The sequence below is a fragment of the Paenibacillus sp. EKM10P genome (assembly GCF_011800655.1).
Taxonomy (GTDB): domain Bacteria; phylum Bacillota; class Bacilli; order Paenibacillales; family Paenibacillaceae; genus Paenibacillus; species Paenibacillus polymyxa.
Genome location: NZ_JAALET010000003.1, coordinates 301,263 through 327,532 on the forward strand (window position 1 = coordinate 301,263; position 26,270 = coordinate 327,532).

Below are 26,270 nucleotides of genomic sequence, written 5' to 3' on the forward strand. Positions count from 1 at the left end.
CCATTACCTTTTAGTGAAGTAAGACAATCCCATCAGTCGTTCAATCAAGAACATCAGGATACCCGTTAAAATCATCAGCATAACCGAGATCGCTGCAATCGTCGGGTCAAAGTAATTCTCGACGTAAGTCAGCATTTGAATAGGCAGGGTGCTGAAGCCCGGTCCTGTCATGAAGACGGAAATGTCGACATTGTTGAATGATTCCAGAAAGGCAATCAGGATAGCCGCAATAATACCTGAGCGGATGTTGGGTAGAACCACCTTGAAAAAGGTTTCCAGCCGTCCAGCTCCCAAACTAAGCGCTGCTTCCTCAATCGCAAAATCAAAGTTAGACAAGCTGGAGGCAATGACCCTTATAATGAACGGCAACATAATCACTGTATGTCCGATCAAAAGTCCAGCGTATACCGGCAAATGGTACACAATGATCAAATAACGCAGCAATGTAAAACCAAGCACAATACCTGGTATAAGTAACGGGGAAAGGAACAAGGCATTCAGCGCATCCTTCCCGCGAAAGGAAAACCGACTAAGTGCATAAGCGGCTGGCATACCGATTAACAACGCCAAGATATTGCCCAGCAGAGAGACGACAATCGACGTTTTGAACGTGGACATAAACAAATCCACTTCAAAAATATTTTCATACCAGCGCAAGGAAAAGCCCTGCGGAGGAAATTTTAATACCGTGCCCGGCTCGAAAGAAGTGACCGATATGATCAACAGCGGACCGAGCAGAAAGATGAAGACCAGCAGGCTAAAGAAGCCTAGTCCGTAATGTTTCTCCCGCATATCCACCTACCCCTTCGGATTGAGTTTATGGGCCGCCTTATTTAAGAGACCGACCACGATAAATGTAATAGCAATCATAATTGTTGCGATAACAGAAGCTAAAAACCAGTCGTTAAGCGTCATCGCATTTTGATACAAAAATGTAGCGATAACCCGCTGTTTTCCTCCCAGCAGTGCTGGGGTCGTATAAGCCGTCAGGCTGCCTACGAAAACAAGAATGCTTCCAATGATCAGACCCGGAACAGACAGCGGGAATACAATTTTACGAAATGCGCTGAATCTGGAAGCTCCAAGACTCTGAGCAGCATGGACAAGATCACCGTCGATATTTTCAAGCACACCAATTAGTGAAATAATCATCAGCGGCAAAAACAAATGGACCAGACCAATAATCATCGCTGCCGGGGTGTATAAAATATTCAGCGGCTCATCCACGAGTCCTAAACTCATTAGCACGTTGTTTAATAACCCCTTGCGACCCAAAATGACCATCCAGCTGAATGATCGCACCACCGGACTAGTCAACAAGGGGAAGATAGCCAGCGCCAGCAAAATCCCTTTACGACGCGGGGCCTTTCGTGAAATATAGTAAGCCGTCGGAAAACCGAGCAATACGCATACGAGAGTCGTTACGACACTGACCTCCAGCGTAGTCAGCAATATTTTCAGAAAATAAGGGTCCTTGAAGAAATGGAGATAGCCTTCTAGGGTGAATGAGCTGTTCTGTACGAAGGTCGAACCGATCGTCAACACAATCGGAATGACCATGAACACCGCCAGAAAGAGCAAACCTGGCAGCAGCAGCCAATACAAGTATGTTTTCTTCATGGGTAGCTCCTTGCGGTTATCAAAATGTTATTCCTTGTTCAGCACCTGGATAAACAGTTCCAGAAAAGCTTCGCTGTCCACCTGTTCGCACACAGTCATATTGGGACTATGATTGAGGCGGTTCTGCACATCGCCTACCGTTTGTCCGTCACATATGCGACTGGAGGTTTCCACGTCGACATATAACAGCGAGGTATCAACTATCCTCGAATTCAATGCCACACCTACGGCAAGCGGGTCATGAAGCGCACACGCTTTTACGCCGTTGCGTTCTTCATAACGCTTGGTATACACGGCCGTGCTTTCAGCTACATAATTACGAATCTCTGGACGGGTCAGACGATCAATATGATCGGCAGTCAGCAGCGCCTTCCGTGTTACATCCAGCCCCACTTGTATCAATCGACCAAATCCTGCGTGAAATACGATCCGTGCGGCTTCAGGATCAGCGTACATGTTATACTCCGCTACAGGTGTGATATTGCCGCATCCGTGAATAACGCCGCCCATAAAAATGACCTCATGGACGTGATCCGTCAGATCGGGACACTTCAGCAGCGCCAACGCCAGATTGGTGAGCGGTCCGGTGCAAACCAGCGTTACTTCCCCCGAGTGAGCCATCACAGTCTCAATGATAATATCTGGTGCGAAACCTTCGGATGCAGAGATGGCTGGGACTATTCCGCTCAATGCGCCTCCGATGCCGTCTTCTCCATGAACACGGTGCTCATGCAGGCCTTTGCGTATTAATGGAGCCTCTGCCCCCCGATAGACCGGAATATCCGGTCTATCCAGCAGGTTGAGGATTTTGCATGTATTCAGTGTTGCTTGTTTAAGTGAAACATTACCGCATACTGTAGTAATCGCTTGGATATCCAGCTGACCACTTTTGGCCGCAAGTAAAATACCCAACGCATCATCAATGCCTGTATCTACATCTAATATGATCTTTTTCATTATTGTGCAACTTCCCGGTTCCAGCGATCTGTCCATGCCTTGATATGATCGTTAACGAATTTCATATCCAGCTTGGTCAGCTTATTCACTACATCTGCACCGTACGTAATTCCCTCTGTATCCGCACCAGACAGTACCACCTGTGTATTCACCGGAGAATCAACCTTTGCTTTGGCCGATTTTTCTTGAACTTCCTTGCTCAGCTGCCAGTTGATGAACTCCTCAGCCAGCTCCTTCTGGTCAGACCCTTTTACTACATTAACTGTGTTCATTACTGCGTAGGCACCCTCGTTAGGAGCCACAAATTTCGCCCCTGGCACAGCTGCCTGCAAATCTTTGAAGTACATTTCCATAATCGGACCGCCCGCAATTTCCTGCTGGCTAAACATGTTTACGAACTCAGACGTTTTACTATAAAACTTAACAATATTCGGACTCAGCTCTTTCAGTTTCCCAAAGGCTTGGTCTTCATTAAATTCCTTGCTACCCGCTACCTTGGAGGCCGCATCCACCATCATCGGCCCAGCCGTTGCCGTAATATTCGGCAGAGTCACGTTTCCTTTGAATTCAGTGCCCCACAGATCAGCCCAGGAGGTCACATTTTTTTTCACCAGCTCCGGATTATAGGCAATACCGAGGCGTCCAACTGTATAAGCAGGTCCATATTCCTCACCCAGCGGTGCTTTGGCAATATCATAAATTTGGTTCAAGTTCGGCACTTTACTGCGATCCAACTTCTCGAATAGCCCTTGTTGAATCCCCTGTTGGGCATAATAATCAGACAGATAAATCAGATCGACATCCGTGCTGCCTTGACTGATTTTGTTCAATCTCTCCGCATTATTTCCGATTTCTACAACAATATCAACGTTATGTTCCTTTTCAAAAGGCGCGTACACTTCTTTATTAAAAAAGTCCTCGGAGAAGCCCCATGTGGAAATAACTAGTTTCTTTTTCCCATCAGCTGAGCCATCTTTTCCATCTGCCTGACCACCAGTAGCATTGCTGCCGCAACCTGCCAGTACCACAGATGCCAAGGTCACAGCCATAAATCCTTTAAACCACTTTTTCATATGAAACTCCCCCTGTTTTTTATTCTGCACACCTTATGACACAAAAAAGAAAAGTACTCTTGTAAAACAAGAATACTTTTCTTCGTAAACAAAGAATAAGTTGATCCCGCTGCGCGTTATAACAGGTTCTCCCCTCAGATAGATCCGAAGCGAAAAGCCGAATATCCAATTTTATTAGGATTCTTTCAGTATGATGTTCGTAATGGCCCACTGCGTTGCTGAATCATAATCGCGCAGTAAAGCTTCTATATCGAGCTCCATATCCTCAATCAGCTTCTCGCGAAGTCTCTTCTTGTACAGCATGGACATTCGGAAATCCACTTCCAGCTTCAAGCCGGGGGCTTCCACTTCCAATGCCGCCGAGCGTGGAGAACGCCGGTGCTTCGCTACAAAGGTAACAATGTTGTTCTCAACGGTGGCCCGCAACAGCGTGGTCCCGAAGCCGAACAGTTCCTTTGAAACTTCATTGTAAATCTGGCACATCCGCTTCTTGCTTTCGTTACTGTCGAGCAGCGTCATGAACCCACCCTCATCAGCATATTACGTACAATCAATCTTTCAACACGATAGATTATACATAAATATGCGATAAATAGCAAACTAAAATCCCTGATTCAATAGTATACATCGCGAAAAAGCGAACAATATGTCGAACTTTGTAGCTTTAGAACATTTTTTACACTTACCGACTTCAAAAATCTCGGTTTAGATCCATCCTACCAAAGGGCTGATAACAACGAAAGGAAATAAGTAGCTATTTCCATTGATCAGATGAAACTTACATTAACTGTAGCCCGTACAACAATGCTCCAAAATAACAGCAACTTCAAGCTACAGACTCCAAAGATGCTATTTTCGCATTTCGGGAGATATTTTTTCTTCTACTATATATGTATTTTTTATGTACACACCATTAAACCGTACCCCGCAGAAGTCCCCTAGCGATAGTACGGTTCTTTTAAGTTATGTAGCTGGCACAACAACATAAAGTTAGCTATGATATACGCCTAATCACCATTGTGCTGCTCGTTTGCGCTTTTCTTCCCGCCGATCAGCTTCTTCCATTTTGCGAATATAACGTTTCAACTGCTCTTTATGCTCATCCAACTCGTGTATCCGTAATGTGGTTCCTTGGAGGAACGCCTCCATTTTGCGTGTTAATTCAGCAGCTGATTCACCCCGCCAGTCTTGCAGACGACTATATATAGTTTTCATCTGTTGCTCCTGATGCTGAAGTCTTTGCTTTAGCTGCTCGCACTGCTGTACAGCCCTCCGCAGATCCCCCAGGCTCAAAGATATTCTGCTCATCTCTTTCGCCTCCCGTTGTGTTCTTCCAGCTGCTCTTTCTTATTGATCCACCATCGTAAATTCCTGACCCTTGCGATCGATGTACTCTGCTATCTCTGTAATCGATTCCTGATACCAGCGATTAATTCGATCCAGTGTCGCCGTAGCACTATGCGCAAGCGGGGTCAAAGACTGACTTTCACTTGTTCCGATATGAGCCTGAAATAACTGAATGGACGCACGGGTATCACTAGAAAATCCATGCAAGCTAGAGCGCATCTGATTAGCCGCATGCTTTAGCTCTTCAGGTGTTAATTGAATTGTACCCCCATTTTTGTTGCCTACAAAATAAGCTCCACCATTAGCGCGGCCATTTTGTTGGCCTGCTCCCATCAAATTCACACCTAGGGCATTAGCAGCAAACTGACCGAAGGCACCCAGTTGTCCACCGTAGCGTTCGACCAAATCGCCCATAACTTGCTTGAGCTCTGCCTGCGCAGCCAGCATTTGCTCGTACGCTTGGACCCGCGGATTTCCTTCTACCAATTGTCCATCCATGGTGTACAGCGGATTGCTAATATTGCCATTTTCATCAAATGTGAAATGATCCATGCTATGCGTTGCTTCACCCAATACCGAATTATAGAACTTGGTAATTGCATCTTGCTGCATCATGGGCAACGTAATTGGGACATAAACAATGGGAGTCCATTTGGGTCCCAAAAAAAAGTTGGCCCATTTATTTTCTCTTTCGACTGGTAATGAAACAGGAACAGTGATTTTGGCTGCATTAGCTGTCTTATAATCATTGTCTATAAAGTAGGTTGCACCCACATGTGGCTGTGCATCATTAACTCCCGAACCAATAGTATCTTTCGGGTTGACATAAGCGACATTCGTCTTTCGAAAATCGCCATTTTCTACCTTCTTTTGAAGATCATCCGGTAATAGATGTACAATGCTTGGTGGATTATAACTGACGGATGTCAGTCCATTCCGCACCGCCACATATTCTGCCTCCGCTCCTCCTAAAGAATGGCCTGTGGTCGTTATCTCAGCAGAAGGATACTCTTTTTTTACAACATCATATAGATTTTGAGCTTGTGTAAATTGATTATTCTGATACTTTTCCTCATATTGAAGAAATGCAGTTTGCACTTGTGGTGGGAGTTTAGCCACCTCTTCCTTATTATTTTCATAATAATGATGGACTTCTTCCAACGTTTTTGCGCGTCCTCCGACGACATCGCTGATGTCCGTCCCCCAGTCCATCGCCACGCTCCACTTGGGCCGATCTGGAGGTTCTGTCCCCCTATAACCGATGATCACCTGATTGGTTTTTTCGTTATGGAATACCGTCGCATCGAATCCAGAACCGTTTGTGTCATGCAGCATAGCACCTTCAGGTTCAACAATCTTCCAGTCAGGAAGAATTCTGCTCTTAGCATCTTTAGCAGTCAAATCCCGGTCATACACTCTATCTGCAATGGTCCAATATGTTTTGTCGTTAATGTAGGTCAAGTTATTCCCACCTTGTCTATTGTGTAAATATATTATAGAGTTATGAAAAAAGGTGATTACCAGAAAAGGAGAATTGTAACTTGAACAGAAAAATCCAACTGATTCTGGCACTTATTTTAATTATTATGTATTTAGGAGGTTGTTCCAGCTTGTCCGACAAAGAGAAAAAAGAATTAGTAGACGTCGCCACTCCGATCGGCGTGGAATTTATTAAAGAACACTATAATGCTGATTTCATACTAAAAGATTATGTTGTGGACGATCCGGCTATCCACTCAAGAATATATCTGTATGGGTACATTAAAGGTCACGAAGACAGCAAAATTACTATTTATTACAGTTATAAAACCAAAGAAGTAATCGACGTCTCTGGGCCAGATTGGTTTATCGACAGCGAAGTTCCCAAATACAAGACCCCTTCTTCCTGAGAAGGGCTATTATAAATGTTAACGTCTAATTTTTCCCAAATTAAGAAGTAGTATAATTATAGTGCATCCTATTTACGAGTGATATAGTCGAGAGGAAAAATAAGTATAAAGTCATTGAATTCAGTATTTCTGGTCATAGTACATAGCTTGGGCGGAATAGGTCTTTGTAACTGTATGTTAGGTGAAAGTTGCACAGATGAACATAGAAATAAGGCTCCTAAGGAGCCTTGTTTACTCGTTGCCTGACACATTTACCGTTTTTCACTTTGAGCGAGAGGCTGATTTATATAAATAAAAGGATATTCGCCTTTGCTTATTTTACGTTTCCATTCTTGAACCATATCTTCCTGGGTCGGCGTTTTCTCATTCACGATTGCTCCTGTAGTTACTTTAGCCATGCTTTTCCCCCTCCCTTGGTGGTTTTATTTACTGCGTCTTTATCTTTTCTCCAGTCATTTTGATGTTTCCGTCCATTTCGACCAAACTCGTTTTACATTTTAAACCAATGGCATCTTTGGCTGTGACTTGTATGGTGTTACCCGCATTGAGTACTAGGTTTCCATCAGCCTTAACACGGATGTCCTTTTTACTCCGCAATTCGATGCCGTGGTCATCTAGCAGTCGAATCACTACTTCATCGTCGTTCCCCGTGATTAAAATTTCATTTTTCTCAAATATAATGGCTTTGCGGTACTTGGTCATAAAGATCTTCGTGGACGGGTCCTTAATAAAGTCGCCCCCTTTGGATCTCTTGCGGATTGAATGAGTTACGATGGCGTCCTTTTCTTTAGCGGTCGGAAAGTAAATGTCTACAAAGTCAAACAACTCCGGCATACAGTACCATCCTGTATTTCCTTCCGATGTATAAAATGTAGCCGTTGGAAACGCGTAGGTTTCCTTTACGTTCGGCTTGACCTTGTCCATTTCGTAAAAGAAAACCTTCACATGATCCTGCTCGATTCCAATGACCTTGGACTTCAACGAGATGCCACGAATGCTCTCATTTACAATCAAATCCTGCTTCATTCCATCCGCTGTAGTCAGCACATACTCATGCCACAAAGCACTATGACGTATAAACGCCACAGACTGCAGGACGTATAAAGTTTTCCCTTTAAATTTAACCTCAGCCCCAATTTGCAGTAGGACATCTTTGGCTCCTGTCGTTTGCACTTTATAATACAAAAGGTTGTCGTCCTTGCCGGAACCTGGTTTGGTTTTTCTGGTCATGGAGTAGTTATACTGTTTCAGCTCGCCTTGATTCGCACCATCCGGTAATCCAAAATAAAACTGAGGTTTTTCTCCAATCGGATCAGGTATCAGTCCCCAACCGAGTCGAGACGCTATACGCTTCAAAAACGACCAGTCTGTTTCGTCGAATTGCATCGTAAATTCCTGTAAAAGCTGATCTTTTAAGCGGCTCGTACAATTGGCTTTGGGATAGGATTTGAGCACATGTTCGAGCAATACTTGCAGCTTCATCTTTACATTTTGAAAAGTTTGTCTATGAAGCACTTCATCCAGCTGGCTTGTATAGGATAGAGCTTCGACGACCAAATGGGCTACATTGGACACCAACTTGATTCTAAACTGCGCGACTAATCCTCGAAATAATACAATCTGTTTATGATCATCATTCACATAAGATACAACTAACTTCGCCCCTGCTTCCATATGATCTGTATATTCTTCCATTTGGGCACCCGTTAACACACCTGTCAAAAAGACTTTCACATGCTCATTCATTTTCTGTACAACTTTAACTTTCGGGTTTTTAAGAGATAAAACCGTCCCGTTATACTTGATGATTGGATATCCCATGTTACCGCTCCCTTTTGTCGGTTAATTTACGTTTATCCGTTGTTTGCTTACATATTGAACGACATCTTGAATGGTTTGATTATGTCCCTGATCGTTAAGAGTCTCATCTAATGCAGGGAGCGTGGTAAAGGTTTTATTTGTTTTCTGAAAATAAATATCCGCTATAGGGAATTCATCAACTCTACCAGGCCCATGAATCCCGTTGTCAACATCGGCAATGATGATAACATCCTTCAATCCATCCTTATTCACATCCTTGAAGGCCACTGCTTCTACTCCTCCGTAACGTGCAACCCACTCACGGTTCCCGTAGAAATTGGGGAATGGATATAGAATATGTCCTTGGTCATCCAGTAGGAAGAAAAAGAATTTACGAAAACCTTCTGGATACCCATATGTGGATACAAAACGTACTTTTCCAAAGCCTTCGAGAGTAGTTTGAAAAGACTGCGACTCTTCAATTTCATATTGGTCGGTATCCAATTTTTCACCGCCAACTGTGGAAACAGACTGATCCTCAACAGAACTTAGCTCACTCCATAGTTCTTTATTCTGCCTGATATTCTCTGGAATTTGTGCAAAATGAATTTCATACTCCGCATGGTCCCCTACTACATGAGCCATAGGTACACTCATCCCCAACGAATCATTTGTGAGATAACTAAACGATTCCATTTCTACTTCCGCAAGCGAACCTTTGGTTACATCTGCGTTTGCTAACAATTGCACCAAATCATCTTTTGTGAAATCACCGATTAATCCTTGTTGCTCCGGCTGAACAGCTGTAATCTTCCCGCTTTTTATAAGCTCAACAAAAGGTTTCTCGACTTTTACCAAATCCCTCAATCCTATCCTTGAAGCCTGCTTCATATCCAGGTTCGTCGTATAAAACATATGAGTAGGATAGGCTGCGTCCTTCACATAACGAATACCCTTATATTGAACGCTCAAGAATCGTTCACTTTGTCGTTTGATCTCATAATCAATTTCGACATGAACTCCAGAATTGGAATCCGCATAGTTTTGTAACCCTTCTAAAGCATCAGTCTTAAGAATTTGGTTTAAAGATTTTTGCTTTGCAATATCCTTGAGTTTTGTAATTTGAGGGTATTTAATCACGATCCCATTTTTTGAATACTTCTCTCGAGTGAGCTCATAGCTTTGCGGTTCACCATGAGTATTCGAGGCGATGCTATATTCGGAATCAATACGGACTTCTCCACTTTTGGAGAACTCAATGATAAGGTTTTGTTCAGAATCATCACTGTTTATTAAGAAACCATCGCCGTGGTCTAAAACCTCGATACTCATGCTATCATGTTGTCGATTCTCGATAATAATAGGCTCATTCGTATCCTTGTTCAGTTCCCACGCATCCGGGAGCTTTATCTTACCTACATCTATACTTTTCTGCGTCCACTTTTGTCCAGACAACTCCCACAAATCAATAAATACGGGGTCTGGATGATATATGGAAACATGTCCCCCTAAACACAACTGTATTCCTTGGTCTGAATCTCGAACCACAAAGTCTGTAGTCAATTCTGGCCCGCCATCCTCAATGATCTGGGCGTGTACAAGTTGCTTCGAACTCCACCACTGAATAAATGTGTATTTATCTCCGATCGTACCTGTCAGCGTTTTAGGTGCTCTATAATTCATAACCCTAACGTTTAGCTGCCCACTTTTTAACTGAAACGATTTTGTTAAGATAGTGAGATTGTTATCGAATTTTTCTACTAATTCTCCATCCTTCATCTCTACACTTTCTGGCTCGTTTAACAACAAATTAAGTTCCTGTGTGAACTCCTCAAGCTTGTTTTGTCTGATATCAGAATCCTTATTCTCATCGTTGACTATACGAAGTTTTTGAACTAACACATCCAACATTTTTGAATAAGAAATCGTTTTAACGTCATTTTGGAGAGAAAGTGTATGATTTGTTTCTGTTGCTGGAGAATCCTGTCCCTTCATGCATCCATTCAGCACTACACAGGAAATGAGTAATAACAGCACGTAACAAATTCGCACATACTTCAAGTAACTCATGCTGGAGATCACGCTTTCTACAATTTATCGTTCATCTCTATATTCATAATCTTCCACATGCCTGACTGCTTTTCTAACGTAAATACAAGTCCTTGGTTTGATTCCTCTTCTTCTGAGCTACTCTTTACCAAAAACACCCGCTGATTAGCCTCATAAGCAATCTCTTTTACATTCAAGTCTAATCCTGTATAGTCCATAGCGGAAAAATCTATGATACTTTCAAAATTATTTTTTGGACTTGCTGACAAAGCAATAAATTCCGCCATTTCAGGCAAGTGTATAAAGAAGCGATTCCTAAGATAATGATCCTCCAAATAATTTTGAATAATGTCTTTGGGATCCGTGGGATATACAAATTTTTTATTCTTATTTTCATATAGTACTTTTGTTTTTTCGGGTCCGGTACTGTCGAATTTTTGATAAGTTATTATTGTATGTTTCTGAGTATCCTGAAAACGGTAGTAACTCACATCCTCAAAAACACCATCTTTATTAATGTCCTCTAGCTTCCTGCTCCCTTGCCCTGTTGCTTCTGGATAATTGTAATTCAGGTTGCTAATTCGGTTATGGTCTACAGTAAATATAGAGAATCCTTCGGCCTCATCCACTTCGCTAGTGGAATATACAACTATAAATTTTTGTTCTGTTTGATCCAGCTTCATAATTTTCATGTCTGTATTAAGATGTGCAACCATAACTGGGTCCTCTAATTTACCAATGATGTGATAGCCATCATCCTCCCGGACTACAAATATGTTGTCAATCCCCCCTTTTTCTAATCCAAAAGCAAGCACATATTCCGGCTTTCCATCACGGTCCAAATCTTCTTTTAATACTTTTTGAAGCTGCTCATTTGGGGGTTGAATTTTTTTTATAAACTGATCTAAGGTGTTAGAATCTTGCACATTAGTTTTCCCAGTATCCTCCACAGTAACTTTACTAGTACCTTCCGTTATCTCAGGACTAACAACAGTTGATGTAGATGGTTTAGGAGCGATACTTTTTACCTCGGCCTCTTTATTCACCCCACAACCACTAAGAATTAAAACAACTAAAATGAGTGCAAATAACTTATCACTAATCACACTTTCCCTTCTTTCAAAATGCCTATTTTATACTAGCTTGATTACCTTGATGAAGCCTGTGTAGGTTCAGGACAAGCCGTTGCAGGCATATTCTTATATACGGGTATTCTAAAAGTAAGAGGTGCATCTACGGTTTTAAGACCCTTGGAAAAGCGATCCGATTTTACATAAGCATCCATAATATTCGTGGCATACTGCTTACTAACAGTTCCGTTACTCCTAAAGGAATTTACATTCCACTTTAAGCTATAAAGCGTATCTTGCCCTGTTTGAATATAATTCCTATAAATCCATTTACCTCCGCCAATTATTGCACTATCGACAGAATTCCAATTCTCTGACTTAGCTTTTTTTGCACCATTTTTGAGCGCACTCCCATCGTTTGCGCCAATGCCATACATATTGTACCATCCGATATATCCCGGAACCTGTCCCTTACCTAAAGTTGAAGTTCCGCCTCCTGATTCAACCATAGCTTTTGCTGCTAAAAATACTGCACTCGCTTCATTGCCACCTGCCTTTAAGAATACATCCCCTTTATTAGCCAAGCTCTTGCTTAGCACTTTATTAACAGCTTCTTTATTTTGGGTGTTCTTATCATACTTTCCCGACAAAAATTGAAATACACGAGACTCAGTCAAAAAATTACGCGGGTCTAAAAAATATGAAACTGCCTTAGGAGAAGCAGCGTTATATCCTCTATCATATTTGAACTTAGGGTCTCTCCAAGATGGTGAATATCCATATTTGTCTACTTCCGTACATACCAGTCCATTTTTCATTTCTGCCTTGAGAAAACTATTAAAATCTACATTCGTTTCTTCTGCTATAAAGCGCCAAGAAGGATGCTGCTTGTGTAATTTTAATAGAGCTGGCCTGTATGATTCCGGAAATTTAGCAAGCTCAGCTTCAAAGCTATCATTTCCTGATTTATCAGGAGGTGCTTGTTCAGTTTTAGAACCATCCTTTGATTTATTGGTAACTGGTTCTTTTGGTGGCTCTTTAATACTAGTATCAATCAGCCCCAACTTCTCTCGAATGGCTCGTCCCGCCTTCTCAGCAGCTAACTTTTCCCTGATATTCCCGCTTGCCTCTGCAGTCATCCAGCGGATTGTTTCTTTTTTCATTTCCTCTTGAGCCCACTTGGGGAATGTGGCCATTTCACGTAATTTGCTTCGCAGCCCCTCTGCTAGCTTTTGCGCTTTACGCATGCCTACCTCATCACCGTTGGCTTGAGCGATGTACCAGTCCTCTTTGTATTTACGCAGCCAGGACTGGGCCCATTCGGGGTAATTCAGTTTCTGTTTCTTCTGTTCTGCCACCAGATCAAAAGCCTGTGCTTTTCTGCGTGCATTAGCGGTTGTTAAAGCTTTCAACATAGGGGTTGCACCAAACGTTGGCTCTTTCCATTTCATAGGCTATCTCCCTTTTGTAAGAATGCTAGAAAAGCCGTATATCAGAAATGCATGTATCCTGATATTTTGTTCCACGTTCAACTGATAAAATCGTAAGTTTGATAAATGAGGTATGAATAGGCTCCTTAAATTTTTTACGTGTGTTAAAATCATTCATTTCTAGAGAGGAACCATCCGAGAATTCCAGTTTTAGTTGTTGAACTCTATTATTCTCCCGATAACTTTTTTCAGATTTAGCATATCCATTAATAATTTGGATGCCATTTACCTTTTGTAAAGAGCCTAGGTCTAATACTATTGTTTCTCCTTCCCCGTTGCCGTTCACGCCTTCACACCATGCAGTAGATGAATCTCTATCTACCAAATTTTTGGCGTCATAAGTTTGCGTGCCTTTACTTGGCAGAGTCGATGAAGCTTTAATTTGATGCACTTTTATCTCACTTTCATACTTAGAAAAGTCATTAGCGGTGTAAAACCACTGCACAGGTGTCGCCATATTTTCATTAATTATAGTGATAGATGCGACTTTACTTTCTAAACCTGTATTTATATTCAGTTTATAGTTGGATGGCGAATCTAACTTTTCAAACCATACCTCCGAACCATCTCGAGACATTAAGGGCTGTTCCATCCCCTTGCCTAAAAGGCGCCGCTCTTCATTATTTAAATTTAACAAGTACGTTTTATTTACAGACATGGAATCAATAGAGTAGATTAATTGATTCTTCTGAGTCCATTGGTTGACTATCGCCATACCAGAATCTATATGGATTTTCTTAATGAATCTATAATTCGATACATCAAATATGACAAGATTCTGCTGGCTGTCGGTAAAACAAAACTGGGTACTATCTGGTGAAAATTGTCCTAGATGAATGTCATCTATATCTATAGAACTTCCATCTAAATGAATAGCTGTTGATTGTTTTGTTACCGTATCATATATATACGTTCTATCTTTATCCTCATATAAATACTTGGTTAAATCAGGAGAAATTACCGGACGGTTATAAGGTAGTTTAAATTCATTGACTTTGTTACCCGAATCCAAATCATAAATCTGTATTATTAATTTCGCTTCATTAAATAAATCTAATACGAATGCGACTTGACCCCCATCTTCTTGAACTCTCCCTACATCTACATAGGAATCTCGATATTTCTCTTTATCCTCCTTCGGCTGTAGGAGACTAATCAGTTTCTTGGCATTTAAGAACCGTTCGACTTTTGTCCCTTCCAGCTGAACTAAATAGGTTTCAGGATCTTCTCTGCCTTCTTCTATCGTTACAGCCCATTCTTTCTTATTTTTCTCTTTAACAAGCTCCGTTTTATTATCTTTATTAGATGATGCTATCGCTTCTGAAGTCACACCTACTGTTTTCGAAGAAAAGGAAGTGGGGTCTTTTGGAGAAGCATTACATGCTGACAACATAATTAAAAAAAGAATGACTAATATGCTTCTGATTATCTTCACTTTGTTCTATCCTTCCGATCAAGAATAGCTAATCCTTCTACAGGATTAGCTTTTTCATTTAATGAGTTCTTCACCACGCCTACTGAACTCAGAAATCTGACATACTCGTCTTTATGAACCGTTATACAAGCTGTCGAAGTTGGTTTAGGCTTTTTATCAGCATTATAGCCCTGGTGTATATTTACACCTTCTGCTGTGCACTCCTTTTTTTGACTTCCTTTGGTTGCTGGAACTGGTGCACCATTCCGAATACGCAAAGCAGGATAGGTACTCAAATGCAACCCGCCTACAAACTCATATACTCCATCTTTAACCGTTTTATACTTGCTCTCATAATCAGGAAGTGTGCTGGCATTTTTGCTTGTATACTTAATCTCGCCGTCTATCACCACAATTGCCATTGCTCCATATCGACCTTCCGGGTGGTCTTCTTGTTTATAACTATAAGAACCATCCCCTTCAAAGAAAAACACAAGCGGTGCTTTACGATTCGAGGACAGCTTCTTTTGAATGATACTGTTATTGGTATAATCGTTTACTCTGTACAGAGCCCGGGCTTGATTACCTTTTATGCCTTTACTACTTATATAGCTTTCAATCTTTTTCACCGCTACCAATCCATCTTTATAATCCTTAGGATCTAATGGCTTCGTTTCCTCTTTCGACGGTTTATCAGGAGTAGTCGGCGTCTTCTTGCCCGGTTCCGTTTTCGTTATTGGAGCTGCTGGCGTTGCAGCCTTATTAACCTTAGGCCATGGAAGAATACCATTGGCTACTTGATGCAGGTATACGGCCAGTACATCCCGACCATAGCCCTTATTCTCCAGGCCGTATTTTTTCGCAAAATCATGCAGTGCGGCGTTAAGCTCTTTATCCCAATCGCCTGTAGTTGGTAGCTTGTACGAGAAGCTGTCTTGATACTTCTTGGCAAGCTTGTTCAAATTCTCTCTGGCAAGCTGACTGTTCACCCCGTACTTACTCCGCAGAGCGGCCGCTTCCTTAGCCATAGCCTTTTGATCGGCAACGGTCAGCTTATGGGCCGCATCTGCGTATTGCCCGGACAGTTCCTCCAGCCGATTCGCATCCAGATAGGATTTGGCTGAATGACCACGAATCAGCTCGTTGATTAGCACATTGTCACGCAGTTGGTTGGCGAGAAGATGCATCTGCTTTTGCTTGGCCTTGTCGTTTGCGCCATGCGCTTCCCACCATTGGGACGTGTATCCATGCATTTGCGCTCTGGCCCAGGCAGGCATACGATCTATTTCTGCCACCTGCTGACGCAATTGCTTGGCCTTGGCCGCTGCTTCCTTGGCCCCCTTTTTGTCCCCTGCTGCCACGGCCTTGTAGTAGTCGGCTTTGTACTGAAGCAGCAAATCCTGTACCCATTGTGGATATCCCTTCCCCTTCAATTCTTTAATCAGGGATTGATAAGCTTTCAATTCGGCATCAGGCATCTGATTTTTCATGAACTTACTAGCCTTGATATGAAGTGTTCCATCGGTTCGGATATAGCTGGTTTTGCACGTCAGAGATATTTCGCGAGTAGCGGTCATCTGTACCTTTTTGCCATGCAGCACCAGGTCTGTATCGGCGTGAAAGGTAAGATCGTGATGACTGTACACGTGAATACCAGATGCAGGATTTAAGCGTACAAGTATCTTGTCTTTCTGGGTGGAGAGGGCCAATTCCTTATCATCGAATCTCGCCACTTTTTGTGATTTGGTATGAAGCAGCTTTCTGGATGGCTGGCTGATTTCATCCCCTGTGTAGTCTCTCTTACGCAGGGATTGAACTACACGAGCTTCCTTTTCTTTGTTGGATGGAAAATACAAATGGACATGATCCCCAAGCTCGGGCATGCAATGCCAGCCGATCCCATCACCGGTATACATAGTAGGGTAAGTAAACCAGCGCCCTTCAGCCTTGGACTGCGTGGAATCTACGGACAAGTGAAGTTTAACGGATTCGTTTTCGCTATTTAATTCAATAACTTTCCCTTCAATAGAAGCACCTTTGATAAACTGATTATGTATAACCTCCCTCGGAATGCCCGCTTCTGGAACGAGAACGTAGTCATATGTCATAATGCCCTGCTTCATCTCTGCATGAATCTGATCAATAACCCAATGCTTTCGTCGAAACAAGACCACATCTCCAAGTTCAAAACGTTTCGTGTCCTCCACTTCAGCATACGTATACTGAGGGCCTGACTTTGTTTTTTGGAGGGAAAAGTTAATGCTGCTCAGTTCACCTTTCACCTGTTCTTTTGAGGTACCTAACCATAGCCGCGGAAATACGGATGTAATCTCGGCAATCAGTCCAGTGTGCAGATGAGAGGCCATCCTTTTCAGAAACTCCCAATCACTCTCCCCATACTGAATAGTAAAGCCGCCGAGCTTTTGGTTGCTGTCTGTCAGGTCAATAAAATCGCCGTGTGGATAGCTATCTATAAGCTCCCGAAACAATTGATAATACGTCAAGCTGCTGTTTTGAAACGAACGATTTTTCCGTTGTCGATCCAGCATATATGTAAAAGAGGCCGCCTCTATGTACATGTGATATACACCATTTTTGAATCCAATTCTAATATGGGTGACGATTCCTTTAAAGATGCTTACTGTGCCTCGATCTTCATCCATCTCGTATACCTCTAGCACATCCTCATCATGCGCTAAACCATCATATTTCGCATGATCTTCATCCGGTATGAGAGCAGTGATGTACACTTTGCCGTGCTCATTTACCTTCAGTGTCAATTGAACATCCAGTAGACGGACAATTTCATACGGCGCATTCACTCTAATATTTCCATAAGTCAGCACAGTTCCTGCCAGTCCCATCTTACTCCCCCCATTTGTCTTAACATGTGATGTTTCTACAATGAGTAGCTATTCCTGCCCATCTGACGTGAATGAAATTTTTCCGCACCACATGCATAGGTTCGTGGAGCAGCTCATCAGAGCCGGAGATTGATCTACGTATACATCCTTCTTTCCATTCAACCAAGGCATAGACACGCTCGGTATGCAGGGTTGCGGAATGATTCTCCCAGAATTGCCCTTGTTAGCAGAAGAAACTGTAGGATTGTACATACTACGGCACATGCCGAAAGATGGGATATGCGTCTGCGGGTGAAAATCCTGAATATTCCCCTGCAATTTATCACCAATACTAATCCCCCTGTTAGCTGAAACACTAAACCTGCCCGAATGACTTCCATAGGTACACTGTATCTGTGCCCCGTCCACTACATAGCTCTCACTCATGATCGGACTCTCCTTTATATAGACGGCCTCTCCGTATCGACCTTTTGTAATTTCAAGCCAGCCAGATTAAACTTCAAAATACATTCAGCTACATCTAGGTCCACAATGATATGCTGATTGGCATGCTGAACCCTGAATATCTTATGATTCTCGACTGCATATTCATCTAAAATGATTTTCTTCAGTGTACCGTCCCTATGACATTCGCTAAGTGGTGATAAACACATCAGGCTAGGCGGATGAGCCAGCCAATACCTCGTTTGCTGCATACGCTGCATATCAGCAAAAACAATCAGCTTCCAGCGTAATCCGGCTTGGTATATATCAAAGATTTCCTTTAGTTGCTCAGAAACAATGGCTACTGGTTGCTCTATAAAATCAATATAGTCCGCATCGCCTGATACATAACATTGCAAAATAGACTCTTCATCAGTACACAATGAGCGTTCTGCCCATTCCAACATTTGTCTACGATTTGTCTCTACTGGAAACATATACTCTGTAATACGATTATCCTGTTGAATCATGTAGTACTCCATAAGCTGTTGGATACACCACCTCACTGATTCCTTTATACTCTCCTATTCTTATTTCCAAATCGTTCTCGCATTTCAATGCTTGGAATTCAGGGAGTTGTACAGCCTGCTGTATAGCGTCTTTAGCTAATTTCAAAATGTATTGATGAAATTCCCACGCAGCCTGAAGGACATATCGCTCGACATCAGGCTGAATAACCTTATTCATATAAGGTTTTCGAAGCTGATTCAGTTCGTCCTCCAGTTCTGCCAACAAGCTGAACGCCCAGCCTGCATCATAGGTTCCATGCCAAGGTTGAGGGTCAAAGTACCAATCCTTACCATACACCTCGATGACATAGTTATAATTGCGATCCATCAGATATGTGCGCCGCATAGAATAGGTAATATATCCGATTCTTATTTTGGCCATTTCTGCAGAATTCGCTTGCAGGCAGATCAATTGAAAGGACTGGATAAAAGAGAAGATGAGCTCTTCTTTTCTGTGCTCATACAAAGACGCCACCTGATGTAATTTCTGATTCAACACAGCTTCCCCATAGGTCTTACGGAAGTGATCTAGGGCTTCCAGTCTATTCATAATTCCACCTCTGAACCTATTATATAGAATATTTACATGATTTTACTGGTTCTATTCTCCTATTTAATTACACTTTTTTCATATGATGAGATTGCAAACGAATGTATAAAAACCCAAAAAAATCATTTTATGATTTCATAAATGTGTACTCGCATACCCCATACCTCTTAGAAAAACTGTAGACTAGACCTAGGAGATGAAGGTTTGTGCAAATGAATAGGTAAATCGAAGTAGAAAGCTCGGTTTATAATGAAATAATCATGTATAATTAACGATACGCTCCAACAACACTTTCAGAGAACCAGGAATGGGGTACACAAACTACTAGAGTTTTGATAACCACCACTTTGCATCAGGATTGGAGACACATGACTACTTCACCTACAGGTTTTTATAATAGTATTCAAGAAGCTACCGCACACGTCATTGATGTGCTGAGTGATATTTTACATGTAAACACCATTTTTATTGCCGCTAATGATGGGGTTACCAATGTGATTTTAGATTCATTTAACCGGGAAGAGGTACTGGTTCGCAATGGTGAGGAGCTTCCTTTTGAGCTTAGCTATTGCAGTCTGGTGCTGAACCATTCCGCCGATTATCTCACCATTTCGGAAACGTCTACTCACCCGCACACATGTGGTTTAGATGTGACTAAAACCATTGGGAACCACTCATTTACAGGAATTCCTATTCGCATGAAAGATGGTCAGGCTTACGGAACCATTTGTGTTTTGGATGCGCCATCTGCCCATTTGACAGAAACGGAAATAAAGGCTCTTCAGGCTATGGCTGTATTTCTGGGTTATGTGGTAGAACTGGAAAAAGACAAGTTCGATGCTGAAGTCTCTTCTATGAACAAGCTGGATTTGATTTCTTCCCTGAGTAATAAAATTCGGTTTTCGCTCACTGAAATTTGGGGAGCCACGGATCTCATGCTGACCACGGAGTTAACAGAAGAACAACAGCAATATATGAGTATCATGGAGTCGAGCAGTCGCTCACTTTTGATGCTACTGAATAATATTTTGGATTATAGCAATATTGAATCCAGACAGATTGATGATCTTGAGGACCCGTTTGACCTGAGAACGATGATGGAAAATGTGTTGAGCTTGTACACAGAAGTAGCTGTGCAACGGAATTTAGAATTGAAGCTGGATTGGAATCTTGCCAGTTCGCCTATTTTTATCGGGGATGAGGCTAAAATTCGGCGTATGCTGATTAATTTGGTGGATAATGCAGTGAAGTTTACAAGCACAGGATCAGTCATCTTATCTGCGACCACTCAATCTGTGACCGATGCGCCTGAGGTTGAATTGGAAGTACGGGTGAAGGATACCGGAATTGGTATATCTCCGAATAAGCTGAAATTGTGGCTTGAGCATGACCATGGGTACTCTCCCTCATATGACAATCCCGGCTTGGGTTGGCAGATTACCAAACAGCTGTTGAAACGAATGAATGGTAAAATGACAGGGATTAGCGAACCTGGCAGAGGGACGGAGATCACGCTCCAGTTTACCCTGAAAATATACCAGGAGTCAGCCTGAACAAACGGTAGGCTTGCGATCATGTTGGGCCAATTAATAAAACCCGTGACAGATAGCGTCACGGGTTTTAGCTATGCATACGCGCCAGGTAGTATGATCAATTTATGCCACACGTTTGTGGACAGTTGGACTTAGTAACGTTTGGGAGCAGCCTGCTTGGCCAAATCCGCCATATACGTAAAGAAGGCTTCCGGGTCTGTATCATATACCAGGTTCACAGGGCGCCCATCCGCCTGTTCCACCGTTCTGCCCTGACTTGGGCCTTCTGCGATAACACTGCAATGCACCGTCTTTTTCTTGACAATATCCGGGCGTCCTACAGATGCAGTGGTCAGTACATCCCACAGGTAATATGTTGAGTTGGTCTCGCTATACACGAGCGGAGGACATCCTGCGTAACAATTGCCCAGGAAATCAACGCCTTCATATCGGCGCTCGGCAGCCCAACGATTGCGTACGGCTGGAGTTAAAGGCACTTTGCTTGTGCTTTCCAGCGCTACCAGATCAATTGTGATGCCGCTTTGCCATACTCGATAGGCCGCTTCCGGGTCCCAGAACACATTCCACTCTGCGGTACCGTCATGCTCCGGCTCCTCCACATTCCCTTTTTCAAAGGTGCCGCCCATCCATACCAGCTTTTCAATCTTGGCTTCAATATCCGGTGCTTCATCCAGCGCCCGTGCCAGATCGGTTAGCGGTCCAGTGAATAGCAACAGCGTTTTACCTTCAGCTCCGCGTACCTTTTCAATTAGATGCTGATGAGCTGGCAGGGATGAAAGCGGTGCTTCCATTCGCCCCGATTCATTCAGCACAGGTAATGCATCTACATAGAAGGAATGTAAACGCCAAGCGGCAGGAAACGGATTTTTACCGCGTGAATTAGACTTGGCGACTTCAACAGGCCCTTTATTTTGTCCAAAACGATCAATAATTTTACGGCTGGCATCCGTCGCCGGCTCCAGGTAACCATCTGCTGGAATAACCGATACTCCGGTCAAATGAACCTGTTCCATCTGAAGCAGCATAAACAGGGATACTAGATCATCCACTCCACCATCATGATTAAAATAAACGTTTGTCTGACTCATCTGTCTCTTCCTTCCTTTATCCCCGTAAAACAGGCTTGTTCTTTTATCGGCAACCATCCTTCATTATGCCTGATCGCTACACAGGAGTAAATGTGTGATAGTACGTGCATCAGGGATTTTTTTATCTGCTCCATGCTTAAAAAAGATAGAATTGTGTGTAATAACAGGGTAGAGGCATGGGTCCTAATCGGAAGCGTAGGAAGGAGAGATGCATATGACAGTCCGAACAATAGAAGAGTTGGAGCAGATCCGCAAAGAGTGTAAATCCATGGTGACGAAAAGGGCCGCAGCTTCAGGGGGAGCTGTATTGGTCCCCATTCCAGGGGCTGACGTTCTTGCTGATGTCGGCATTTTGATGCAGCTACTGCCTGCCATTAATGAAAAATTCGGATTATCTGAGCAGCAGTTGGAGGGTCTGGATGCAGAAACAAAGTCGATGGTGTATGGCTTTATCACTTCAATTGGCAGCAAGCTAATCGGACGACTCATCACCCGAGAAGCCATCGTGAAGATTTTGCAGAAAATGGGCATTCGCATCGCCACCAAGCAGGTTAGCAAGTTTGTCCCTCTACTGGGGCAAGGACTAGCCGCAGCGATTGGCTTTACTGCAATGCGGACCATTGGCAACCGGCATATTGATGAGTGCTACGAAGTGGCCAAACGCCTGCTGGAGCAGCAAACTGCCGCAGATACGGCACGCAACTGGACAGTACCACAGCAGCCTCTAGATCCCGTGGGAGTTGATCAGTTGCCAAATCAAAATCCGGCAGCAGCGATTCCGCTACTGCCGGCATCCCATAAAGAATAATTTTTCAGACTTAGTATTCTCCAATTCTCCAGCACGGGGTAACACAGGTCGAGACAGCCCCTGTATCTCCGTGCTTTTAACCATCTACCTTGGCTCCATAGGAGCGGGCCACTGCTACGGCCTGCTCGATATCTAGCTTAGCTCCGGTGATGTCCAAATCTTTAAAATTCACGCCATCCATCTTCGCACCGCGCAGGTCTGTTCCTTGAAGGTGGGCTTTGTGCAGCCTTACCCGAGTAAGATCCGCCTCCCGCAAATCTGCCTTTTCCAGATGGCATTCGGATAAATCAGCTTCCTTGAAGCGTATTTTTCGCAAATCCTGTTTTCTTAAATCTGCATGACGTAAGTTCGTATAGGACCAGTCTCCGCCCGTAATCGTGATCCCATCCATATTTGCCCCTGCAAAGTCTGAACCTACCAGCTTACAGTTATCAAACCGGACTACAAACAGATTCGTGCTGGTGAATAGACAATTGGTAAAAGCGGACTCCTTGTAGTGAGATGCATTCAGGATGGCTCCGGTAAAATCACAGTCCACAAACGTACAACCTTCTACAAGAGACTCATTCATCTCTACACCCCGAAAGCGACAACGGGTAAACTCGCAATTTCTCCACTCGCCTTCTCTGGCATCCATTGAGCCAAAATCACGGCCTTCATAGACCTCATCTGTATAAAAGAACATATTTCCCTCTCCTATTCCTTATCCCCGACATCAGGGATTCAGCTTTTCGGCAACGACCGCTCAAAACCGTTTTTCATTTTTCCAAGCAAACCCTTCATCATCTTATGATCCTGTGGCGTAAACTCAGACATGCATGACCGAATCAGCTTCGTATAATAAGGGACTATCTTACTTAATAGCTCTCGTCCTGCCTCTTTTAAGCCGACAGTCACCATCCGTCCGTCACTCTCATGAGCCACACGTTCAATCATGCCATCTCGCTCTAATCCGTCGATCAACCCCGTCATGGTTCCACGCGTGACATCCGCTTTTTCCGCTAACTCCGATGGTGTCATGCGATGCGGCGCATGGCAATGCAACAGACTAAGAACAATAATCCGGCCCTGAGAAGCCCCCAACTTGGTCAAATCTGTATCCATTTCCCTGAAAATACCGTTAGCCAAGCGCGCAAATGTCACAAAAGTCTCTATATTATCTACTTCGGCATCCTCATGTCCAAAGCTACGCAGCACCCCGCGTATGGAATCATTATGAAAATTAAAATTCATAGTCCATCCATTCCTTCCTTAATCCCGCTTGTTCCGTCAAACGGTAGCTTTTCCATTCGTCTGGCAGCAAAGAAGCATATGGCTCCTTGGCAAAACGATCATCTACCAGGACCAGCAGCCCTTCGTCATGCTCTGTGCGAATAAGTCTGCCACCTGCCTGAAGAACCTTGTTCATCCCCGGATATACATACGCATAGTTGAAACCATTTCGTCCCTGTTCCGAAAAATAATCCCGCAGCACGTCCCGCTCCGCTCCAATTTGCGGCAAGCCGACGCCGACGACCACTACCCCGTTTAAGCGATCACCCGGTAAATCGACGCCTTCAGCAAACACACCCCCCAGTACGGCAAACCCAAGCAGGGTACGCTCTTGCTCAGGCTGGAAGGTGTCCAGGAACCGATCACGCTCCGGTTCGGTCATACCTGGACTTTGTACCAACGTATCTGCAGACACGTCCCGAAGCATGAACTCCTCGTATACCTCACGCAGATACGGATAAGACGGGAAAAACACAAGGACGTTCCCTTTCCGCTCCGCAACCAATCCAGCCAGCATATCGGCAATCGCCCCTTTGGAACGCTCACGATCCCGATAACGGATGGAGAGCGGCAGCAGGCGTACATCCCATTGCTCCTGATGGAAAGGGGAAGGGACCTGTAACGTATAGTCTTCCTCGCTTGCTCCGAGCATGTCCCGGTAATAAGCAAGCGGTGTCAATGTCGCCGAAAAATATATAGTTGAGCGGTAGTTCTTTACAGCCTGTCCCAGCAAATGCGAAGGATCGAGGCAGAACAGCTTGATCCTCACCTCACTGCGCCCCGCTTCAATATAAGTAACGTAACGTTCATCGTATAGAGCAGCGATTCGCAGCATATTTTGAGCGGTAAAATACGTATCCAGAAGCAATGCGTAGGCCGTCCCCTCACTGCTTGCGCGGCTTGTACTGCTCCCCGCCACCAGTTCACGTTCAGCTGCCTCCACAAAAGGCACTAACAGCTCTAGCACCCCTTGCGGTGCTGATGTTTCCACTGCTTTTCCTGTATCTGCATGCAGCTTGCGCAGCGTAATCATATGTGCGTTCACTGCACTCGCAGCCGCAGCAATCTCAGGGCTAAGCAACTTAAATTCTCTCTTCAGTTCCAGAAAAGAAGATTTCAGGATTTCCGCCGAAAACATGTCCCGACCGCGTTCCACCAGATTATGCGCCTCATCCACCAGCACAACACCTTTTCGCTTGTGCTCCTCCAGCAATCTTTTCAGAGAAATCCGTGGATCAAAAACATAATTATAATCACTGATTATACCATCCGAGGCATACGCCACATCTAGCGAAAATTCAAAGGGACATACCTTATGCTTGCGCGCATAATGCTCAATCACCGCCCGCGTCATTAACGTCTCATTCGCCAAAATATCGGACACCGCACCGTTAATCCGGTCGTAATAGCCCTCGCACATGCTGCATGCTCCTGCATCGCAATCATTTTCATGCTTGAAGCAAATTTTATCCTTCGCCGTCAACGTTACCACATGCATGTGCAGCCCTCGGGCCTGCATTCGGGCATATGCCTCTTCAGCTGCTGCCCGAGTGGTGGTACGCGCCGTTACATAATATACTCGCCTAGCCAGTCCTTCGCCGATCGCCTTAATCGCAGGATACAAAGTGGATACCGTTTTACCGATACCTGTGGGTGCTTTGGCAAACAGGTTAACCCCTTCGGCAATCGTCTTATACACCGAACCCGCTAGAGTTCGTTGACCTGAGCGATATGTGTCAAAAGGAAACTCCAACATAACAATACTGGTATCCCTCTTCTCCGCATGTGCTCTCAGCAGGAATGCATACGGTGCATAACCAGCAATCATTTCCTGAGCGAAAGCCTCCAGCTCTGCAAAAGCTAGCATCCGTCTGAAGCGGCGAATATTTTCACTGTGTGCTTGTACATAAGTAAGTTGAACTTGCATGGAATGATGCTGTTCCTCACGAGCAATCATATAGGCATACAGAAATGCTTGTGCCCAGTGCACCGGCTGGCCGTCCCCCTGAATATCTTCGAGGGGCTGAGAGATTGATTTAATTTCATCAACCGTCCATACGCCATCCAGCTCAATCAGTCCGTCACAGCGGCCTTCAATGATAAACAATTCACCCTCATACAAAATTTCTGTACGTAAATGCACCTCTTTGCGGTCATGCTCCTTGTAACCTTTCTGGATAACCTGATGCACGCGAGTTCCTTCCTGCATACTGCTATTCGAACGAAAGCCGCTCTGAATGCTGCCACTTCGATGCACATATTCCACAAGTGGACGCACCGAAATGTGAATTGGTTCCTTCATACGATCACCCGTTCCGGTCATAGTCCTTACACTGTACCACGTAGATCAACGAAACGTAAGGGACATAAGCATCGTTTGTGGTCGATTGGTATTCATTCATATCTAATTTTTACCGAAATATAGAAACGAGGC

General features: G+C 43.7%; 24 protein-coding genes. 3 read left to right on the forward strand and 21 right to left on the reverse strand.

Annotated elements, in window-relative coordinates; genetic code table 11:
- Positions 1 to 3: 3 nt before the first annotated feature.
- The 7 genes from HFE01_RS10765 to HFE01_RS10795 form a co-directional block, all read right to left on the reverse strand.
- Entirely contained in the window at positions 4 to 792 is a 789-nt protein-coding gene (locus tag HFE01_RS10765) for an ABC transporter permease (RefSeq protein WP_013312456.1), read from the reverse strand.
- A 6-nt stretch (positions 793 to 798) separates the two neighbouring features.
- A complete protein-coding gene (locus HFE01_RS10770; RefSeq protein WP_167437891.1) occupies positions 799 to 1,620 on the reverse strand; it encodes an ABC transporter permease in 822 nt (273 codons plus the stop codon).
- A gap of 27 nt (positions 1,621 to 1,647) precedes the next feature.
- On the reverse strand, positions 1,648 to 2,577 hold the full coding sequence (locus tag HFE01_RS10775) for a nucleoside hydrolase (RefSeq protein ID WP_167437892.1): 930 nt from the start codon (positions 2,575 to 2,577) through the stop codon (positions 1,648 to 1,650).
- Positions 2,577 to 3,650, reverse strand: a complete 1,074-nt coding sequence (locus HFE01_RS10780) for an ABC transporter substrate-binding protein (RefSeq protein ID WP_167437893.1) — start codon at positions 3,648 to 3,650, stop codon at positions 2,577 to 2,579. The genes HFE01_RS10775 and HFE01_RS10780 overlap by 1 nt, the downstream gene beginning before the upstream one ends.
- A 174-nt stretch (positions 3,651 to 3,824) precedes the next feature.
- Positions 3,825 to 4,169: a hypothetical protein gene (locus HFE01_RS10785; protein ID WP_013373571.1), complete on the reverse strand. Its 345-nt coding sequence runs from the start codon at positions 4,167 to 4,169 to the stop codon at positions 3,825 to 3,827.
- A 492-nt stretch (positions 4,170 to 4,661) separates the two neighbouring features.
- Positions 4,662 to 4,958: a WXG100 family type VII secretion target gene (locus tag HFE01_RS10790; RefSeq protein ID WP_017428620.1), complete on the reverse strand. Its 297-nt coding sequence runs from the start codon at positions 4,956 to 4,958 to the stop codon at positions 4,662 to 4,664.
- Between the two features lie 39 nt (positions 4,959 to 4,997).
- Positions 4,998 to 6,458 (reverse strand): lipase family protein, encoded by a 1,461-nt coding sequence (locus tag HFE01_RS10795; RefSeq protein WP_038978173.1) that lies wholly within the window; start codon positions 6,456 to 6,458, stop codon positions 4,998 to 5,000.
- Positions 6,459 to 6,538: 80 nt separating this feature from the next.
- Here HFE01_RS10795 and HFE01_RS10800 point away from each other — a divergent pair, with 80 nt between their 5' ends.
- Complete coding sequence (locus tag HFE01_RS10800) at positions 6,539 to 6,886, forward strand: hypothetical protein (RefSeq protein ID WP_016822754.1); 348 nt, start codon at positions 6,539 to 6,541, stop codon at positions 6,884 to 6,886.
- Positions 6,887 to 7,137: 251 nt separating this feature from the next.
- On the opposite strand, the gene HFE01_RS10805 is transcribed toward HFE01_RS10800, so the two are convergent.
- From HFE01_RS10805 to HFE01_RS10850, 10 genes are read right to left on the reverse strand one after another with little or no spacing between them, the layout of a single operon-like run.
- The gene (locus tag HFE01_RS10805; protein WP_016822753.1) at positions 7,138 to 7,284 is read right to left on the reverse strand and encodes a hypothetical protein; all 147 of its coding nucleotides are present in this window, start codon (positions 7,282 to 7,284) and stop codon (positions 7,138 to 7,140) included.
- A gap of 28 nt (positions 7,285 to 7,312) precedes the next feature.
- Positions 7,313 to 8,707 carry a hypothetical protein gene (locus HFE01_RS10810; RefSeq protein WP_167437894.1) on the reverse strand — a complete coding sequence of 465 codons (1,395 nt, stop codon included), beginning with the start codon at positions 8,705 to 8,707 and terminating at the stop codon, positions 7,313 to 7,315.
- A 21-nt stretch (positions 8,708 to 8,728) separates the two neighbouring features.
- A complete protein-coding gene (locus HFE01_RS10815) occupies positions 8,729 to 10,756 on the reverse strand; it encodes a DUF4163 domain-containing protein (protein WP_167437895.1) in 2,028 nt (675 codons plus the stop codon).
- Positions 10,757 to 10,773: 17 nt separating this feature from the next.
- On the reverse strand, positions 10,774 to 11,841 hold the full coding sequence (locus tag HFE01_RS10820; RefSeq protein WP_167437896.1) for a hypothetical protein: 1,068 nt from the start codon (positions 11,839 to 11,841) through the stop codon (positions 10,774 to 10,776).
- Between the two features lie 41 nt (positions 11,842 to 11,882).
- A complete protein-coding gene (locus HFE01_RS10825) occupies positions 11,883 to 13,256 on the reverse strand; it encodes an N-acetylglucosaminidase (RefSeq protein ID WP_167437897.1) in 1,374 nt (457 codons plus the stop codon).
- A gap of 25 nt (positions 13,257 to 13,281) precedes the next feature.
- Positions 13,282 to 14,730 carry a discoidin domain-containing protein gene (locus tag HFE01_RS10830; RefSeq protein WP_019688899.1) on the reverse strand — a complete coding sequence of 483 codons (1,449 nt, stop codon included), beginning with the start codon at positions 14,728 to 14,730 and terminating at the stop codon, positions 13,282 to 13,284.
- Complete coding sequence (locus tag HFE01_RS10835) at positions 14,727 to 17,573, reverse strand: contractile injection system protein, VgrG/Pvc8 family (RefSeq protein ID WP_167437898.1); 2,847 nt, start codon at positions 17,571 to 17,573, stop codon at positions 14,727 to 14,729. The genes HFE01_RS10830 and HFE01_RS10835 overlap by 4 nt, the downstream gene beginning before the upstream one ends.
- Positions 17,574 to 17,621: 48 nt before the next feature.
- Complete coding sequence (locus HFE01_RS10840) at positions 17,622 to 17,999, reverse strand: DUF4280 domain-containing protein (protein WP_102997477.1); 378 nt, start codon at positions 17,997 to 17,999, stop codon at positions 17,622 to 17,624.
- Between the two features lie 14 nt (positions 18,000 to 18,013).
- A complete protein-coding gene (locus HFE01_RS10845) occupies positions 18,014 to 18,526 on the reverse strand; it encodes a hypothetical protein (protein ID WP_016822743.1) in 513 nt (170 codons plus the stop codon).
- The gene (locus tag HFE01_RS10850) at positions 18,510 to 19,115 is read right to left on the reverse strand and encodes a hypothetical protein (protein ID WP_045244697.1); all 606 of its coding nucleotides are present in this window, start codon (positions 19,113 to 19,115) and stop codon (positions 18,510 to 18,512) included. The genes HFE01_RS10845 and HFE01_RS10850 overlap by 17 nt, the downstream gene beginning before the upstream one ends.
- 368 nt (positions 19,116 to 19,483) lie before the next feature.
- Here HFE01_RS10850 and HFE01_RS10855 point away from each other — a divergent pair, with 368 nt between their 5' ends.
- Positions 19,484 to 20,668 (forward strand): GAF domain-containing sensor histidine kinase, encoded by a 1,185-nt coding sequence (locus HFE01_RS10855; protein ID WP_039276440.1) that lies wholly within the window; start codon positions 19,484 to 19,486, stop codon positions 20,666 to 20,668.
- Positions 20,669 to 20,799: 131 nt separating this feature from the next.
- On the opposite strand, the gene HFE01_RS10860 is transcribed toward HFE01_RS10855, so the two are convergent.
- On the reverse strand, positions 20,800 to 21,756 hold the full coding sequence (locus tag HFE01_RS10860) for a nucleoside hydrolase (protein WP_013373589.1): 957 nt from the start codon (positions 21,754 to 21,756) through the stop codon (positions 20,800 to 20,802).
- Positions 21,757 to 21,970: 214 nt separating this feature from the next.
- Between HFE01_RS10860 and HFE01_RS10865 the strand changes: the two genes are divergently transcribed.
- Positions 21,971 to 22,564, forward strand: coding sequence for a hypothetical protein (locus HFE01_RS10865; protein WP_017428635.1), 594 nt, complete (start codon positions 21,971 to 21,973; stop codon positions 22,562 to 22,564).
- Between the two features lie 76 nt (positions 22,565 to 22,640).
- Here the strand turns inward: HFE01_RS10865 and HFE01_RS10870 are convergent, their stop codons facing one another.
- Genes HFE01_RS10870 through HFE01_RS10880 form a run of 3 tightly spaced genes read right to left on the reverse strand, consistent with a single transcriptional unit; the run spans position 22,641 to position 26,159 of the window.
- On the reverse strand, positions 22,641 to 23,249 hold the full coding sequence (locus HFE01_RS10870) for a pentapeptide repeat-containing protein (protein WP_017428636.1): 609 nt from the start codon (positions 23,247 to 23,249) through the stop codon (positions 22,641 to 22,643).
- A 38-nt stretch (positions 23,250 to 23,287) separates the two neighbouring features.
- A complete protein-coding gene (locus HFE01_RS10875) occupies positions 23,288 to 23,797 on the reverse strand; it encodes a MarR family winged helix-turn-helix transcriptional regulator (protein ID WP_016822737.1) in 510 nt (169 codons plus the stop codon).
- Entirely contained in the window at positions 23,787 to 26,159 is a 2,373-nt protein-coding gene (locus HFE01_RS10880) for an ATP-dependent DNA helicase (RefSeq protein WP_102997475.1), read from the reverse strand. The genes HFE01_RS10875 and HFE01_RS10880 overlap by 11 nt, the downstream gene beginning before the upstream one ends.
- Between the last annotated feature and the right edge of the window lie 111 nt (positions 26,160 to 26,270).